The 15,452-nt window shown below is 54.6% G+C and carries 18 protein-coding genes; 7 read left to right on the top strand and 11 right to left on the bottom strand.

Annotated elements, in window-relative coordinates:
* Positions 1-8: 8 nt before the first annotated feature.
* Together QE396_RS01185 and yfbV are read right to left on the bottom strand one after the other, a co-directional pair.
* The gene (locus QE396_RS01185; protein WP_020883140.1) at positions 9-503 is read right to left on the bottom strand and encodes a YfbU family protein; all 495 of its coding nucleotides are present in this window, start codon (positions 501-503) and stop codon (positions 9-11) included.
* Between the two features lie 92 nt (positions 504-595).
* Positions 596-1,051: a terminus macrodomain insulation protein YfbV gene (gene yfbV, locus QE396_RS01180; RefSeq protein WP_008502875.1), complete on the bottom strand. Its 456-nt coding sequence runs from the start codon at positions 1,049-1,051 to the stop codon at positions 596-598.
* Between the two features lie 337 nt (positions 1,052-1,388).
* Between yfbV and ackA the strand changes: the two genes are divergently transcribed.
* Together ackA and pta are read left to right on the top strand one after the other, a co-directional pair.
* Positions 1,389-2,591 carry an acetate kinase gene (ackA, locus tag QE396_RS01175; RefSeq protein WP_014171008.1) on the top strand — a complete coding sequence of 401 codons (1,203 nt, stop codon included), beginning with the start codon at positions 1,389-1,391 and terminating at the stop codon, positions 2,589-2,591.
* Positions 2,592-2,667: 76 nt separating this feature from the next.
* Complete coding sequence (pta, locus tag QE396_RS01170; RefSeq protein WP_014171009.1) at positions 2,668-4,809, top strand: phosphate acetyltransferase; 2,142 nt, start codon at positions 2,668-2,670, stop codon at positions 4,807-4,809.
* A gap of 44 nt (positions 4,810-4,853) precedes the next feature.
* On the opposite strand, the gene QE396_RS01165 is transcribed toward pta, so the two are convergent.
* The 5 genes from QE396_RS01165 to QE396_RS01145 all read right to left on the bottom strand — a co-directional run bounded on the left by QE396_RS01165 (position 4,854) and on the right by QE396_RS01145 (position 8,835).
* Entirely contained in the window at positions 4,854-5,807 is a 954-nt protein-coding gene (locus QE396_RS01165; protein ID WP_014171010.1) for a transketolase family protein, read from the bottom strand.
* Entirely contained in the window at positions 5,800-6,630 is an 831-nt protein-coding gene (locus QE396_RS01160; RefSeq protein WP_020883138.1) for a transketolase, read from the bottom strand. The genes QE396_RS01165 and QE396_RS01160 overlap by 8 nt, the downstream gene beginning before the upstream one ends.
* Complete coding sequence (locus QE396_RS01155; protein WP_020883137.1) at positions 6,627-8,018, bottom strand: PTS ascorbate transporter subunit IIC; 1,392 nt, start codon at positions 8,016-8,018, stop codon at positions 6,627-6,629. The genes QE396_RS01160 and QE396_RS01155 overlap by 4 nt, the downstream gene beginning before the upstream one ends.
* A gap of 21 nt (positions 8,019-8,039) precedes the next feature.
* Positions 8,040-8,312 carry a PTS sugar transporter subunit IIB gene (locus tag QE396_RS01150; protein WP_014171013.1) on the bottom strand — a complete coding sequence of 91 codons (273 nt, stop codon included), beginning with the start codon at positions 8,310-8,312 and terminating at the stop codon, positions 8,040-8,042.
* Positions 8,313-8,391: 79 nt separating this feature from the next.
* On the bottom strand, positions 8,392-8,835 hold the full coding sequence (locus QE396_RS01145; RefSeq protein WP_025203579.1) for a PTS sugar transporter subunit IIA: 444 nt from the start codon (positions 8,833-8,835) through the stop codon (positions 8,392-8,394).
* 238 nt (positions 8,836-9,073) lie between these two features.
* Here QE396_RS01145 and QE396_RS01140 point away from each other — a divergent pair, with 238 nt between their 5' ends.
* On the top strand, positions 9,074-10,093 hold the full coding sequence (locus QE396_RS01140; protein WP_014171015.1) for a LacI family DNA-binding transcriptional regulator: 1,020 nt from the start codon (positions 9,074-9,076) through the stop codon (positions 10,091-10,093).
* Positions 10,094-10,096: 3 nt separating this feature from the next.
* On the opposite strand, the gene yfcD is transcribed toward QE396_RS01140, so the two are convergent.
* From yfcD to yfcF, 3 genes are read right to left on the bottom strand one after another with little or no spacing between them, the layout of a single operon-like run.
* Entirely contained in the window at positions 10,097-10,651 is a 555-nt protein-coding gene (gene yfcD / locus QE396_RS01135; RefSeq protein ID WP_014171016.1) for an NUDIX hydrolase YfcD, read from the bottom strand.
* Between the two features lie 55 nt (positions 10,652-10,706).
* The gene (yfcE, locus tag QE396_RS01130; protein ID WP_050737137.1) at positions 10,707-11,258 is read right to left on the bottom strand and encodes a phosphodiesterase; all 552 of its coding nucleotides are present in this window, start codon (positions 11,256-11,258) and stop codon (positions 10,707-10,709) included.
* Positions 11,259-11,312: 54 nt separating this feature from the next.
* Entirely contained in the window at positions 11,313-11,957 is a 645-nt protein-coding gene (gene yfcF / locus QE396_RS01125) for a glutathione transferase (RefSeq protein ID WP_049022765.1), read from the bottom strand.
* A 140-nt stretch (positions 11,958-12,097) separates the two neighbouring features.
* On the opposite strand from yfcF, the gene yfcG reads away from it, so the two are divergent.
* The 4 genes from yfcG to QE396_RS01105 all read left to right on the top strand — a co-directional run bounded on the left by yfcG (position 12,098) and on the right by QE396_RS01105 (position 14,628).
* Positions 12,098-12,727, top strand: a complete 630-nt coding sequence (yfcG, locus tag QE396_RS01120) for a GSH-dependent disulfide bond oxidoreductase (RefSeq protein WP_020883132.1) — start codon at positions 12,098-12,100, stop codon at positions 12,725-12,727.
* A 74-nt stretch (positions 12,728-12,801) separates the two neighbouring features.
* The gene (folX, locus tag QE396_RS01115; RefSeq protein ID WP_020883131.1) at positions 12,802-13,170 is read left to right on the top strand and encodes a dihydroneopterin triphosphate 2'-epimerase; all 369 of its coding nucleotides are present in this window, start codon (positions 12,802-12,804) and stop codon (positions 13,168-13,170) included.
* A 13-nt stretch (positions 13,171-13,183) separates the two neighbouring features.
* Positions 13,184-14,077 (top strand): TIGR01777 family oxidoreductase, encoded by an 894-nt coding sequence (locus tag QE396_RS01110; RefSeq protein ID WP_014171021.1) that lies wholly within the window; start codon positions 13,184-13,186, stop codon positions 14,075-14,077.
* A 41-nt stretch (positions 14,078-14,118) separates the two neighbouring features.
* Positions 14,119-14,628: a GNAT family N-acetyltransferase gene (locus QE396_RS01105; RefSeq protein ID WP_309949666.1), complete on the top strand. Its 510-nt coding sequence runs from the start codon at positions 14,119-14,121 to the stop codon at positions 14,626-14,628.
* A 47-nt stretch (positions 14,629-14,675) separates the two neighbouring features.
* Here QE396_RS01105 and hisP read toward each other — a convergent pair whose 3' ends face one another.
* Positions 14,676-15,449: a histidine ABC transporter ATP-binding protein HisP gene (gene hisP, locus QE396_RS01100; protein ID WP_020883129.1), complete on the bottom strand. Its 774-nt coding sequence runs from the start codon at positions 15,447-15,449 to the stop codon at positions 14,676-14,678.
* Positions 15,450-15,452: the final 3 nt, after the last annotated feature.

Genomic DNA, 15,452 nt, shown 5'->3' with positions numbered 1-15,452 from the left:
CACCTCCGTCAGGCATTAATAATTTGTTGAATCTCATTGTTACTTAAATGGTACTGGCGCGGGCAGGCGTGCCAGACGCTCAGCATGCGCTGATATTTTTCCCACATTGGGGTCTGCGCATTGAAGCCGTGTGTGCCCGCGTCAAAATGGGTATAGCGCCCTTCCGTGTTCACCATAAAACGCACATAGCTCAGATAACGCGCTTCCGTTGCGGCATCAAAGCCCAGGAAGGTGACGCGACGTTCGTCAATGGACTGCTGATCTTTGAGATTGGTCCAGGAAACATGCAGGGCGTGATACATTTCCATAATGTCGATCACGGTGCGGCAGGTTTCTTCTTTCATCTCACCAAACTCGCGGTCCAGTTCACGCATCTGCAAACCAAAGCCACGTTCGACGATTGTCTGCAGGCGGCTGTAGCGCTCAGCGTTATCGGGATCAAGCATAGTCATCATTTTGTACTGGTTGGACAAAATCAGACGTTGAGCATGGGTCATTTCCATCTTTCGACTCCTGTAGCGCATTGCACTGTAAAAAAAAGACACGGTAACGGTGAGTTACTGTGCCTTCTTTTATTCGTCGTTTCGATGATCAATCACAAGTCATCGAGGAATGTTTTGTCGAGTTGCTTAAAAGCGCGCTTGAGCGTGTCAGCCAGCGCCTGGTAATCGGGCTTGCCTTCGACCGGGGCAAGCGCCTGCCCGGCTTCCTCCAGTTTCCCGCGAACTTCATAAAACCAGTGTAAAATAGAAGGCGGGAGTGGCGTGATAGAACGTTTACCTAACCACCACAGACCCTGCATCGGCAGACTTAACGCGAAAAGTGCCGTCGCAACGGCCGGGCCAAGCTGCCCGCCCAGCGCGATTTGCCAGCAGAGCGTAAAGATGGCGACAGGTGGCATAAAGCGAATCGCATAGCGCGTGGCGCGGATCGTGCGGTTCTCAATAAACATGGGCGCAAGGCGCTTTTCCATTGGCCACGTCTTTGCGTAATGCTGTCCCCGACGAAACAGACTGAAAAAATTCACGGACGGGTTCTCTGGTGTCGACATGGCTGTACCTCAACTTCACATATAAAAATTAAAATTTTCGTGCAAAACCACAACAGGCTATGACAACGTTCAAAATATTTTGTCATCAGCACCCCGTATCGGGTATTCTGTGCCAGCCTGATAGGCCCTTAGACGAGAACCATTAACTCGTCAAATTATCGCATATTATGCCATTGGCTGAAAAATGTTCAAAATGGCATAAAATCATATGTATTTCTTCCATCATGCCACAATGTTCGTTTGGCATGATGTTAATCATAAATGTCTGAGTCATTATGCGTTACGCTTTTAGACTCCCTGACGTTTTTTTAGCCACGTATCAATAATAGGTACTTCCATGTCGAGTAAGTTAGTACTGGTTCTGAACTGCGGTAGCTCCTCACTGAAATTCGCCATCATCGATGCGCTCAACGGTGACGAATACCTCTCTGGTTTGGCCGAATGTTTCCATCTGCCTGAAGCACGTATCAAGTGGAAGATGGACGGCAGCAAACAGGAAGCGGCTTTAGGTGCAGGCGCCGCTCACAGTGAAGCGCTGAACTTTATCGTTAACACTATTCTGGCACAAAAACCAGAACTGTCTGCTCAGCTGACTGCGATTGGTCACCGTATCGTCCACGGCGGCGAAAAATACACCCGTTCCGTCGTTATCGACGAAACGGTTATCCAGGGCATTAAAGACTCTGCCTCTTTCGCACCGCTGCACAACCCAGCTCACCTGATCGGTATCGCTGAAGCGCTGAAATCCTTCCCGCAGCTGAAAGACAAAAACGTGGCTGTGTTCGACACTGCGTTCCACCAGACCATGCCGGAAGAATCTTACCTCTATGCCCTGCCGTACAGCCTCTACAAAGAGCACGGCGTTCGTCGCTACGGCGCACACGGCACCAGCCACTTCTATGTGACTCAGGAAGCCGCTAAAGTGCTGAACAAGCCGGTTGAAGAAGTTAACATCATCACCTGCCACCTGGGCAACGGTGGTTCTGTTTCTGCTATCCGCAACGGTAAATGTGTTGATACATCCATGGGTCTGACCCCGCTGGAAGGTCTGGTGATGGGTACCCGTTCCGGTGACATCGACCCGGCGATCATCTTCCACCTGCACGACACCCTGGGCATGAGCGTTGATCAGATCAACAAAATGCTGACCAAAGAGTCTGGCCTGCTGGGTCTGACCGAAGTCACCAGCGACTGCCGTTATGTTGAAGACAACTACGCAGAAAAAGCAGACGCTAAACGTGCAATGGACGTTTACTGCCACCGTCTGGCGAAGTACATCGGCTCTTACACTGCGCTGATGGACGGTCGTCTGGACGCGGTTATCTTCACCGGTGGTATCGGTGAGAACGCGGCAATGGTTCGTGAACTGTCCCTGGGTAAACTGGGCGTTCTGGGCTTCGAAGTTGACCACGAGCGTAACCTGGCTGCCCGCTTCGGCAAGTCTGGCTTCATCAACAAAGAAGGCACCCGTCCGGCTATCGTTATCCCAACTAACGAAGAGCTGGTCATCGCGCAAGACGCGCACCGCCTGACTGCCTGATTCCACACCGCCAGCAATGCTGGCGGTGCTGTTTTGTAGCCCGCCCCCTGTCGGCGGTAACGAAAGAGGATAAACCGTGTCCCGTACTATTATGCTGATCCCTACCGGAACCAGCGTCGGTCTGACCAGCGTCAGCCTTGGCGTTATCCGTGCTATGGAACGCAAAGGCGTTCGTCTGAGCGTCTTTAAGCCTATCGCCCAGCCTCGTGCCGGTGGCGATGCGCCAGACCAGACCACCACCATCGTGCGTAAGAACTCCAATCTGCCAGCGGCTGAACCGCTGAAGATGAGCCACGTTGAATCTCTGCTCTCCAGCAACCAGAAAGACGTGCTGATGGAAGAGATCATCGCCAACTATCACGCTAACACGCAAGACGCGGAAGTGGTGCTGGTTGAAGGCCTGGTCCCGACCCGCAAACACCAGTTCGCTCAGTCTCTGAACTTCGAAATCGCGAAAACGCTGAATGCGGAAATCGTGTTCGTCATGTCCCAGGGTACCGATAACCAGGAACAGCTGAAAGAGCGTATCGAACTGACCCGCAGCAGCTTCGGCGGCGCGAAAAATACCAACATCACTGGCGTTATCGTTAACAAACTGAACGCACCGGTTGATGAGCAAGGTCGTACCCGTCCTGACCTGTCCGAAATCTTCGATGACTCTTCTAAAGCGAAAGTGGTTAAAGTTGATCCGGCGACTCTGCAGGATTCCAGCCCGCTGCCAGTACTGGGCGTGGTGCCATGGAGCTTCGACCTGATTGCTACCCGTGCAATCGACATGGCGCGTCACCTGAACGCTACCGTGATTAACGAAGGCGACATCAATACCCGCCGCGTGAAGTCTGTGACCTTCTGTGCGCGTAGCATTCCGCACATGCTGGAACACTTCCGCGCAGGCTCTCTGCTCGTGACCTCCGCTGACCGTCCTGACGTGCTGGTTGCTGCGTGCCTGGCCGCGATGAACGGTGTGGAAATCGGCGCCATTCTGCTGACCGGTGCTTACGAGATGGATCCACGCGTAAGCAAGCTGTGCGAGCGTGCGTTCGCCACTGGCCTGCCAGTCTTTATGGTGAACACCAACACCTGGCAGACCTCTCTGAGCCTGCAGAGCTTCAACCTGGAAGTGCCGGTTGATGACCATGAGCGTATCGAGAAAGTGCAGGAATACGTTGCGGGCTACATCAACGCAGACTGGATTGAATCCCTGACGGCGACCTCCGAGCGCAGCCGTCGTCTGTCTCCTCCGGCCTTCCGTTACCAGTTGACCGAGCTGGCGCGTAAAGCGGGCAAACGTGTTGTTCTGCCAGAAGGCGACGAACCACGTACCGTTAAAGCGGCTGCCATCTGTGCAGAGCGCGGCATCGCGACCTGTGTGCTGCTGGGTAACCCGGATGAAATTAACCGCGTTGCTGCCTCTCAGGGCGTTGAGCTGGGTGCAGGCATTGAAATCGTCGACCCGGAAGTGGTTCGCGAAAGCTACGTTGCACGTCTGGTTGAGCTGCGTAAGAGCAAGGGCATGACCGAAGCCGTTGCGCGTGAGCAGCTTGAAGACAACGTTGTGCTGGGCACGCTGATGCTGGAGCAGGACGAAGTTGACGGTCTGGTTTCCGGTGCGGTTCACACCACGGCGAACACCATTCGTCCACCGCTGCAGCTGATCAAAACGGCGCCAGGCAGTTCTCTGGTGTCTTCCGTGTTCTTCATGCTGCTGCCTGAACAGGTTTACGTTTACGGTGACTGTGCGATCAACCCGGATCCAACTGCAGAGCAGCTGGCTGAGATCGCTATTCAGTCTGCCGATTCCGCGATTGCCTTCGGTATTGAACCTCGCGTGGCAATGCTCTCCTACTCCACCGGTACTTCTGGTGCAGGTAGCGATGTAGAGAAAGTCCGTGAAGCGACACGTCTGGCGCAGGAAAAACGTCCTGACCTGATGATCGACGGTCCACTGCAGTATGATGCTGCGGTTATGGCTGACGTTGCGAAATCCAAAGCACCGAACTCACCGGTTGCGGGTCGCGCTACCGTGTTCATCTTCCCGGATCTGAACACCGGTAACACCACCTACAAAGCGGTACAGCGTTCTGCAGACCTGATCTCCATCGGGCCAATGCTGCAGGGTATGCGCAAACCTGTGAACGACCTGTCCCGTGGCGCGTTGGTTGACGATATCGTCTACACCATCGCTCTGACCGCGATCCAGTCTTCACAACAGCAGTAATACGTTACTGACTAAAAAGGCGACCCGAGGGTCGCCTTTTTTATTTACAACAACTCCCTCGCCGCCGACACAATGTCGTGTGCCGTCAGGCCATACTCCTTCTGCAGGAAGTCCTGTGTCCCCACCTGGCCGTAACGCTCCTTCACGCCCACCCGGCGCATCGGCACCGGACAGGTTTCCACCAGCACTTCCGCCACTGCCGATCCCAGCCCGTTATGAATGCTGTGGTTTTCGCAGGTCACGACACGTCCGGTTTTCTCGGCGTAGTTTTTCACCAGCATCCGGTCAATCGGCTTAAGGGTAAACATGTCGATCACCGCGGCGCTGACGCCCTCCTGTTCGAGCTGACGCGCCGCTTCAAGCGCTTCCGCCACCATAATGCCGTTGGCAATCAGGGTGATATCACTGCCTTCGCGCAGTACGTTGCCCTTGCCAAGCGTAAATGTCGAACCCGGCGCATACACGCTCGGGGCCTGCTTACGGATGGTACGCACCCAGTAGAAACCTTCGAGGTCAATAAGCTGGCGCAGTACATCTTCAAACATCACCGCATCCGTTACCTCCAGCACCACCGAATGGGCAAGCCCCCGCACGATGCCCATATCTTCAAACGACATATGCGTGCCGCCGTTATGACAGGCCGTCACGCCGGCATCTGAAGCAATGACCTTCACATTGTTACGCTGGTAGTCCAGGGACATAAACAGCTGGTCGAAACAGCGACGGCTGGCGAAGGCGGTAAAGGTATGCACGAACGGCTTGCGTCCGGTCAGCGACAGCCCCGCCGCCGTCCCCATAACGTTCGCTTCCATGATGCCGCAGTTAATCACATGCTGCGGATAATCACGTGCCACGCCATCCATCGCCATTGAGCTCATCAGATCCGCCTCGAGGGCGATAATGTCGCTCCCGGCTTCAATCTGCTGTGCCACAAACCCCGCGTAGACTTTACGCATCTCGACGGCGTCTTTCTGACCTGCAGGTGCAACCTTAATCATGTGAAGCCTCCAGTTGGCGAATCGTCTCGTTGAGGGCCGCCTTGCTCTCGGCGGTTAATCGCAGATGGTGCGAGTTACTCAGTTGCTCCAGATACGGCACGCCCTGCCCTTTGATACTGTCGAGGATCACCACCAGCGGGCGAGCATCCGCCGCCGGAACCAGCGATGTCACCTCCAGCAGTGCCGGAATGTCATCTCCTTTCACCGTCACCACGTCAAACCCGAAGGCACGGAATTTTCCTTCCAGATCGAACGCACAGATAATGTCGTCGAGTTCGCCATCAAGCTGCTGTTTGTTCCAGTCAACGAATACCGTCAGGCTATTCAGTCGATGGTGTGCAATAAACTGGAACGCTTCCCAGCACTGCCCTTCGTTCAGCTCGCCGTCGCCGACGATACAGAAAACCCGGTTGGGGCGTCCCGCCAGCTTATGCGACAGCGCCATTCCACCGGCGATGGAAATCCCCTGCCCCAGCGAGCCGGTGGTGGCATCCACCCCGCGCGTTTTTAGCCGGTCCGGATGGCTCGGCAGCCGCGTACCGTTCTGGTTCAGCGTGCTCAGCTCTTCCATCGGGAAGTAACCTTTGATCGCCAGGGTGCTGTACAGCGCCGGACCAGCATGTCCTTTTGACAAGACAAAGTAGTCACGCTCTGGCCAGTCCGGGTCGGCTGGGTCAATTTTCATCACTGCGCCGTACAACACGGCCAGGGTTTCAACAACCGACATACTGCCGCCGTAGTGACCAAAGCCCAGCTCGGTCAGCGCTTTCAGCGTTTCAAGGCGGATCTGACGCGCCAGATGGGTTATCTCATTCTCATTCATGATTTGGCTCCGGTGTTTTCCTGCGCGTTATCGCCCGCAGATTTGTTTTTAGCGAATACGTTGTACGCCACCAGCAGTGCGAACAACGCCACAACAAGGCCGGTGATGGCAAGCGGCGACAGGAAGCGCGCCAGGTTACCCAGCACGATCCCGACAGCGCCAAAGTCAGCGTCTGAGAACGTGGTATTGGCAAATCCAATTGCCCCCAGCACCGGCAGCAGCAGAACCGGCAGGAAGGTGATCAGCAGGCCGTTGGCAAACGCACCAATCATCGCTCCACGACGTCCCCCGGTGGCGTTACCAAACACGCCCGCGGTAGCGCCGGTGAAGAAGTGCGGCACCACACCAGGCAGAATCAGCACCCAGCTGAACTGCCCACAGATAAACAGACCCACCAGCCCGCCAAGGAAGCTGAACAGGAAGCCAATCAGCACCGCATTTGGCGCATACGGATAGACAACCGGGCAGTCCAGAGCCGGACGTGCATTCGGCACCAGTTTTTCAGAAAAGCCGGTAAAGGCCGGGACGATTTCCGCCAGAATCAGGCGCACACCCTGCAGGATGATGAACACCCCCGCGGCGAACGTGATGGCCATGATGATGGCATAGACCAGGTAGTTCTGACCGCCGCTAAAGGTCGCCTCAACGTAGTCACGCCCGGCGCTCACCGCCATGATCAGGTAGATGATCATCATGGTCAGCGAGATGGAGATAGAGCTGTCGCGCAGGAAGCTCAGGTTCTTCGGCAGGTTCATCTCTTCAGTCGAGCGAGAGCCTTTGCCGAACTTGCTGCCAATCCAGCCGGAGAGAACATAGCCCAGGGTACCGAAGTGACCAAAAGCAATGTCATCGTTGCCGGTAATGCGCTTCATGTAACGCTGCGCCAGCGCCGGGAAGAAGGCCATTACCAGACCGAGGATCAGCGACCCGGTAAAGACCAGACCAACGCCCTCAAAGCCCGCCACGGTGAGGATGACCCCAATCATGCATGCCATGTAGAAGGTGTGATGCCCGGTCAGGAAGATATACTTCAGACGCGTAAAGCGGGCGACAATGATATTTGCCACCATACCGAATGCCATAATCAGCGCGGTAGAGGCACCGTATTTCTCCAGCGCAATGGAAACAATTGCCTCGTTATTGGGAATAATGCCCTGAATATTAAAGGCGTGTTCAAACATTCCGCCTAACGGATTTAATGACCCAACCAGCACCGTAGCCCCGCCGCCAAGCACAATAAAACCGAGTATGGTTTTAATGGTCCCTTTCACCACATCAGAAAAAGATTTCTTTTGAGCGACCAGGCCAATTAAGGCTATTAAGCCCACCAGAACCGACGGGACTTTTAATATATCAACAACGAAATTCAGCGTTTCAAGGATAAACATATCCACCTCGCCTTATCAGGATTATTGTCTGTCGAACCAGGCGCGGAGCTGCGCTTCGAGTTCGTTGATATCAATGATGTTGTTGATCACCACCAGCTGGCTTTCCGGCACGCTGGCACTGGCGGCAATGTCCTTCGCCATCACGAAAAGATCGGCGGCACCCGGCGTTGCCGAGGAGAGATCGGAGTGTTCAACGTCGGCGTCAATGGCCAGCTTCTTGAGCACCTTTTTAATATTCATTTCGACCATAAAACTACTGCCCAGGCCTGAACCGCAAATAGCCATAATTTTCATTGTTGTCCCCTTTTTTTGAGTAGAGCACGCCCCATCACGCTAAACGTAATGTTGTGATAAATCGGATGAGAGAATTAAATCAGAAGCGGTCAATAATCGTTTTAATGTCCTCCAGGGTATTCGCCTGATGCAATTCAGCCATATCGTCGTCGCTGGAAAATAATTCAGCGAGGGCAGAGATCATGTCGATATGGCTATGTTTATCCGGCGCCGCGAGCATAATAATAACATCCACGGGATCGAACTCACCGGCACCAAAAGAGACTCCCTTTTTCAGTTTTAATAATGAGAGGCCTAATCCTTTGGCCCCCTCTTCCGGCCGCGCATGCGGCATGGCCAGCCCTGGTGCCAGCACATAATAAGGTCCTAATGCATGATGCTGCTCAATGATGGCCGTCACGTATTCCGGGCCAATCACCTGCAGATCCAGCAACGGTTTCGCGCATATTTCCAGCGCCTGCGGCCAGCTTTCCACGCTCTCCTGCAGCGTGATGGTTGTATCATATATCCACTTTTTCAGCATTTCTCCGTCCCGCCACAATGCAAGAGATGAGCAAACTTTATTCAACACATCCCATATTGACTGCGATCGGGATCACAAAGATAGCGCTACCAATCGCTAACATTCAGAAGTGTGATAGCGCTATCAAATTGTAATCATGGTGTGAATTCACAGCAAAAAAAGGGATTTAAGGCGTATACTGCGTTTCACGTGAAACGAAGGATGATAATAAAAACGCGTCTGGTCAGCAGGAAGGTGTATGTCTCTAACCCGAAAACGGCGCAGTACCGGTAAAGTGACACTCGCCGATGTCGCACAGCTTGCCGGGGTGGGCACGATGACCGTGTCCCGTGCACTCCGCACGCCTGAACAGGTTTCCGATAAACTGCGAGAAAAAATAGAAGCCGCTGTACAGGAATTGGGTTACATGCCTAATCTCGCTGCCAGCGCGCTGGCCTCGGCATCGTCATGGACGATTGCGATGGTCGTTCCTAATCTCTCCGAATCCGGTTGCTCGGAGATGTTCGCCGGGCTTCAGCAGGTGCTGCAGCCTGCCGGCTACCAGATCATGCTGGCCGAATCACAGCATCGACTCGAGCAGGAAGAAAAATTGCTGGAGACGCTGCTGGCGTCGAACATTGCCGCTGCGATTTTGCTCAGCGTTGAACACTCCGATACTGTCCGCCACTGGCTGAAAAACGCCTCCATTCCGGTCATGGAAATGGGGGCCATGCGCGCCGATCCTATCGATATGAATATCGGGATTGATAACGTCGCGGCGATGTACGAACTGACGGAGATGGTTATTAAGCGCGGCTACCAGAATATTGGCCTGCTGTGCGCTAACCAGGAGCAGTGGATTTTCCAGCAGCATTTACAGGGCTGGTACAAAGCGATGCTTCGCCACCATATGTCACCAAACCGGGTGATTAACGCCGCCATGCCACCGAGTTTTTCCACGGGTGCGGCGCAACTGCCGGAGTTCCTGCTGGCGTGGCCGGAGCTGGATGCACTGGTGTGCGTGTCGGATGAACTGGCCTGCGGAGCACTTTATGAATGCCAGCGTCGGCGTATAAAAGTACCGGACGATCTGGCCGTGGTGGGTTTTGGCGATAGCGACGTCAGCCGGGTCTGTCAGCCACCGCTGACGACCATGGCTGTGCCACATCGTAAGATTGGGATTGAAGCGGGACGCGCGTTACTGGAACGTCTGAATGATGGAGACTGGCGCGATCATAAACCTATCGCGTCCAGCCTGTGTCTGCGGGAGAGCTGTTGAGGCTTACTCCGCCTCTTCCTCTTTTTCCGCTTTCGTGGATTCGTTTTTAGCGTTGCGGGTCATCCACAGCGCCAGCGCTTTTAACGAATCCGGGGTGAACTCGTCGCAACGCGCGGTAATTTCTTCCGGCGTCATCCAGTTCACTTCGCTCACTTCTTCTTCCTGCAGGGCGAACGGGCCATGGGAAACGCAGCTAAACAGCCCGCCCCAGACGCGGCAATGCTCGTCCTCGAAATAGAACTGACCATGCTCGGCAAACGGCACGCCGGCAATCCCTAACTCTTCTTCCGCTTCACGACGCGCGGAGTCCAGCAGAACTTCATCCGCCTGAACAACGCCGCCTGCAGTTGCATCCAGCATACCAGGGAGAAAATCTTTGGTGTCCGTGCGGCGCTGAACCAGAATTTTGCCCATCCCGTCATGCACAACGATGTATGTCGCACGGTGACGCAGACGCTCCGCGCGCATTTGTTCGCGGCTGGCCTGCGCGATCACTTCATTCTCTTCGTTGACAATGTCAACCCACTCTGTACTTGCCAAATGACTCTGCTCCACCATCGGGAAACCTTCTCGTCTAAGCGCTCTTTCGGCGCGTTTGCAGTTGAGGTGTAACTTACGGATTAATCGCTATTTGCGCAATAACTTGCTGATCATTAAGTGCGATTACGCTTAACGTATTCTCATCGAGCATGCCATAGCTTGCTGGATTTCCACCTTTCGGTATGCTGACCGAACCGGGGTTAAAGTGATATATCTCGCCGCGTTTTTCTGCCACCGGAATATGAGTATGACCGTAAACCAGGACATCGCCAGCCGCCAGTGCCGGGAGATTTTCCGGGCTAAAAAGATGACCATGGGTCAGGAACAGACGGCTATTTTCCATCAGCACCTGTTGCCAGGGGGCAGTGATGGGAAAATCCAGCAACATCTGGTCCACTTCACTGTCGCAGTTACCGCGAACGGCGATAATGCGCGAAGCATACTGGTTGAGTTTTTCCGCTACCTGCGCCGGTGCATAGCCTTCCGGCAGCGCATTGCGCGGACCATGATTTAACACATCCCCCAGAATCACCAGCCATTGCGCCCTGCTTTGAGCAAACAGAGAAAGAACACGCTCGGTCGCGGGCAGCGAACCATGGATATCAGACGCAAACATCAGTTTCATCAGTCACTCCCTGGAAATCAGACTGCCCTATCATACCTGAAGCGTCAGGCTATATCAGCCCGCCCGCTTAGCGGAGAGTGCCACATAGCGCTGCACTGAGGCGCGTTGCCACTGAAACGCGGCATAATCCACCAGCAGCTGAGGCACCTCATCTCCATTGAGGATCAGACGGTTCAGCATCAGCGCCAGATCGGTATCGGCAATACACCACTCGCCGAATAAATTCGGATTACCATGAGCCAGCAGAGAAGACGCGGTATCGATCAGTTTTTGGGCACTGGCCGCACCGTCTTTACTCAGCGCCGGTTTTTTCACCCCGGCAAACACCACATCCGTGGAGCGTTCCACGCGAATCGGCACCAGATCGCTGCGCAGCCACGCCTGGATCTGACGTGCGCGGGCACGTTTTTGCAGATCGTGAGGGTAGATGCGCTCCCACTCAGGCGGTGCGAACCGATCTTCCAGATACTCATCGATCGCCGACGATTCACTCAGCGCGAAGCCATCAATGTCCAGCACCGGCACGCGACGGGTCAGGGCGTAGCCCTGCCACTGGGGTTTCAGATGTTCACCGCCGTCCAGATCCACCGTCTTTAGCGTAAATGACAGTCCTTTTTCGGCCAGCGCCACATACGCGCTCAGAACATAGGGAGAAAAGAAATCTGCATCGGACCATAACGTGATTACGGGCTGGTTCATAACATCCTCATCGGCTGATCGGTTTTCATTCAACATATAATCTCTTTGCCTCGCTGTCACTTGATGAAAACTCACGATTTACAACAACCACCTATACTCATTTTTCATGGCGTCACTATTTTCACTGACAGGAGTTGAGAATGATCGACCTTTATTATGCCCCTACCCCGAACGGCCATAAGATCACCCTCTTTCTTGAGGAAGCCGAACTGGATTACAGGATCATTCGCGTGGATATCAGCAAAGGCGATCAGTTCAGTCCTCTCTTTCTGGCTATATCGCCAAACAATAAAATCCCGGCCATTATTGATAACCATCCTGCCGATGGGGGCAAGCCGTTGAGCCTGTTTGAATCCGGAGAAATATTGCTCTATCTGGCAGAGAAGACTGGCAAATTGCTGAGCGGAGAGCTGCGCGAGCGTCACCACACGCTGCAGTGGCTTTTCTGGCAGACGAGCGGTCTGGGGCCGATGCTCGGACAAAACCACCATTTTACCGCCTACGCGCCGCAGCCGATTCCTTATGCTATCGAACGCTATCAGGTGGAAACCCAGCGGTTATACGGCGTTCTGAACCGTCGGCTGGAGAAAGCACCGTGGCTCGGCGGGGATCATTACAGCATCGCCGACATTGCCTGCTGGCCCTGGGTGAATACCCATGAAAAGCACCGCATTGACCTGGCGTCTTACCCGGCGGTGAACAACTGGTTTGAACGAATCCGCACGCGTCCGGCCACCGAACGCGCCATGCAAAAAATCCAGCAAATTTAAGCCGGTGGCTGGTGTGTGCCGGAGAGGCTCTCATGTATTATGTGAAGGAAATTCTGACACGGAGAAGACCTGCAATGTCGCAGCATGACGCTATTATTCGTATAAAAAATTTACGCCTACGCACCTTCATCGGAATCAAAGAGGAAGAGATCGCCAACCGTCAGGATATCGTGATTAATGTGGTTATCCACTACCCGGCTGAGAAAGCGCGGGCCAGCGAAGATATTAATGATGCGCTGAACTACCGCACGATAACCAAAAAAATCATCCAGTACGTGGAAAACAACCGCTTCTCTTTACTGGAAAAATTAACTCAGGATGTGCTCGACATCGCACGCGATCATCACTGGGTCACTTATGCTGAAGTAGAGATCGATAAACTTCACGCCCTGCGTTACGCCGATTCCGTCTCGATGACGTTAAGCTGGCAACGCCAGGCGTAACCCTGGAGGTTGTATGAAGATTTTGCTGACCGGCGGTACCGGCCTGATTGGTCGCCATCTCATTGCGCGTCTGCAGGCGTTGCATCACGACATTACCGTGGTGACGCGCAGTCCAGAGAAAGCGCGCCAGGTACTGGGCGCAGGTATCGACATCTGGAGAAATCTGGCCGAGCAGCAGAATCTGGACGGATTTGACGCCGTCATCAACCTGGCAGGCGAACCGATCGCCGATAAGCGCTGGACGGAAGAGCAAAAACAGCTCCTGTGCAGCAGCCGGTGGACCCTTACCGAGAAGCTGGTTGAGCTTATCCGTAACAGTCATACCCCGCCGTCGGTTCTCATTTCGGGTTCCGCCGTAGGGTATTACGGCGATCTCGGCGAGGTGGTGGTAACGGAAGAAGAGCCGCCCCACAACGAGTTTACCCATAAACTTTGCGCCCAGTGGGAGCGTATCGCCTGTGCTGCGCAAAGCGATCATACCCGCGTCTGCCTGCTCCGCACCGGTGTGGTCCTTGCCCCAAAAGGCGGCATTCTGGCGAAGATGCTCCCCCCTTTCAGGCTCGGTCTTGGCGGGCCAATCGGCAATGGCCGTCAGTATCTGGCGTGGATCCATATCGACGATATGGTCAACGGTATTCTCTGGCTGCTGGATAACGATCTGCGCGGGCCGTTTAATATGGTTGCGCCCTACCCGGTGCGAAATGAACAGTTTGCCCATGCTCTCGGACATGCCCTGCATCGCCCGGCGATTTTGCGCGTGCCTGCTACGGTGATCCGCCTGATGATGGGTGAAGCGTCCGTGCTGGTGTTAGGCGGGCAACGGGCCCTGCCAAAACGACTGGAAGCGGCCGGGTTTGCGTTCCGCTGGTATGACTTAGAAGAGGCGCTGGGGGATGTGGTGAGATAATGTTACAGTGATATGCCATGTTCCGACGAAATGGCATATCTATGGCAACCATTACCACTCCCCGGCTCCACCTCACGCCCTTCGAACCCACTGACTGGCCTTTTTTCCGTGCCCTGCGCGAGGATCGCGCCATCATGCAGTATATGGCCGCTATCGCCCCGGAAAAAGAGACCCGACGCCTGTTTGCCGCACGTCTGACGGCAGCGCATGTGTTCGTTATCCGCTTACGCGATGAAGAGACCCCGCTGGGCGATATCGGCCTGCAAATCAGCGCTGAAAATCGTGAAGAGGCGGATATTGGCTATACGGTCGTGCCTGCCGCGCAGGGCCAGGGCATCGCCAGTGAGGCACTGCGCGCGGTGTGTGACTACGCATTTAACCAGACGGGCGTAAAGGCGATTAACGCATATGTGCTGGCAGACAACGGCGGGTCAGTCCGGGTACTGGAGAAAGTGGGTTTTGTGCGCACGCAGGTGCTGGAAAAAGCGTATGAGATTAACGGTGTGCGGTATGACGACTGGGTGTATCGACTGGAGTGTGGTGCGGTCTGATGCCCACACTCCGGCCCTCTCCCACCGGGAGAGGGGAAAGGCAAAACCTACTTCAAAGACCCCTTCAGGAACTGCTGCAAACGCGGGCTTTGCGGGTTCGCTAACACCTCATCGGGATGCCCCTGCTCTTCGATTTTACCCTGATGCAGGAAGATGACGTGGTTAGAAACGTTCCGGGCAAAGCCCATCTCGTGCGTCACCACCACCATCGTTTTGCCCTCTTCGGCGAGCTTCTGCATGATGCGCAGCACTTCGCCAACGAGTTCTGGGTCCAGCGCGGAAGTCGGTTCGTCGAACAGCAAGACTTCCGGCTCCATCGCCAGCGCGCGGGCAATGGATACACGCTGCTGCTGCCCGCCGGACAGATGTACCGGATACTTCATCTGCTGGCGCTCATCAATACCCACTTTCGCCAGGTATTTCACCGCACGGTCGCGGGCGTCCTGTTTGCTGAGACCCAGCACCTGGATTGGCGCTTCCATTACGTTCTCCAGCACCGTCATATGGCTCCAGAGATTAAAGTGCTGGAAAACCATCGTCAGGCGCGTACGCAACAGACGTAGCTGATTTTTATCCGCCACCTTCAGCTGGCCGTCTTTGTCACGCACCAGATTGATGTTCTGCCCGCTCACCACAATTGAGCCTTCGCTCGGTTTTTCGAGGAAGTTAATGCAGCGCAGGAAAGTACTTTTACCGGAGCCGGATGAGCCGATAATACTGATGACATCGCCCGCGTTTGCCTGCAGCGACACCCCTTTCAGCACTTCATGTTCGCCGTAGCGTTTGTGCAGATCAATAACGTTTAATTTGTTCTCAGCCATCAT

Origin of the sequence: Enterobacter sp. SORGH_AS_0287, assembly GCF_031453695.1 — a bacterium.
In the GTDB taxonomy this organism is placed as follows: domain Bacteria; phylum Pseudomonadota; class Gammaproteobacteria; order Enterobacterales; family Enterobacteriaceae; genus Enterobacter; species Enterobacter ludwigii.
Note: the sequence above shows the minus strand (reverse complement) of the source record. Positions and strands in the feature narration are given on the sequence as shown.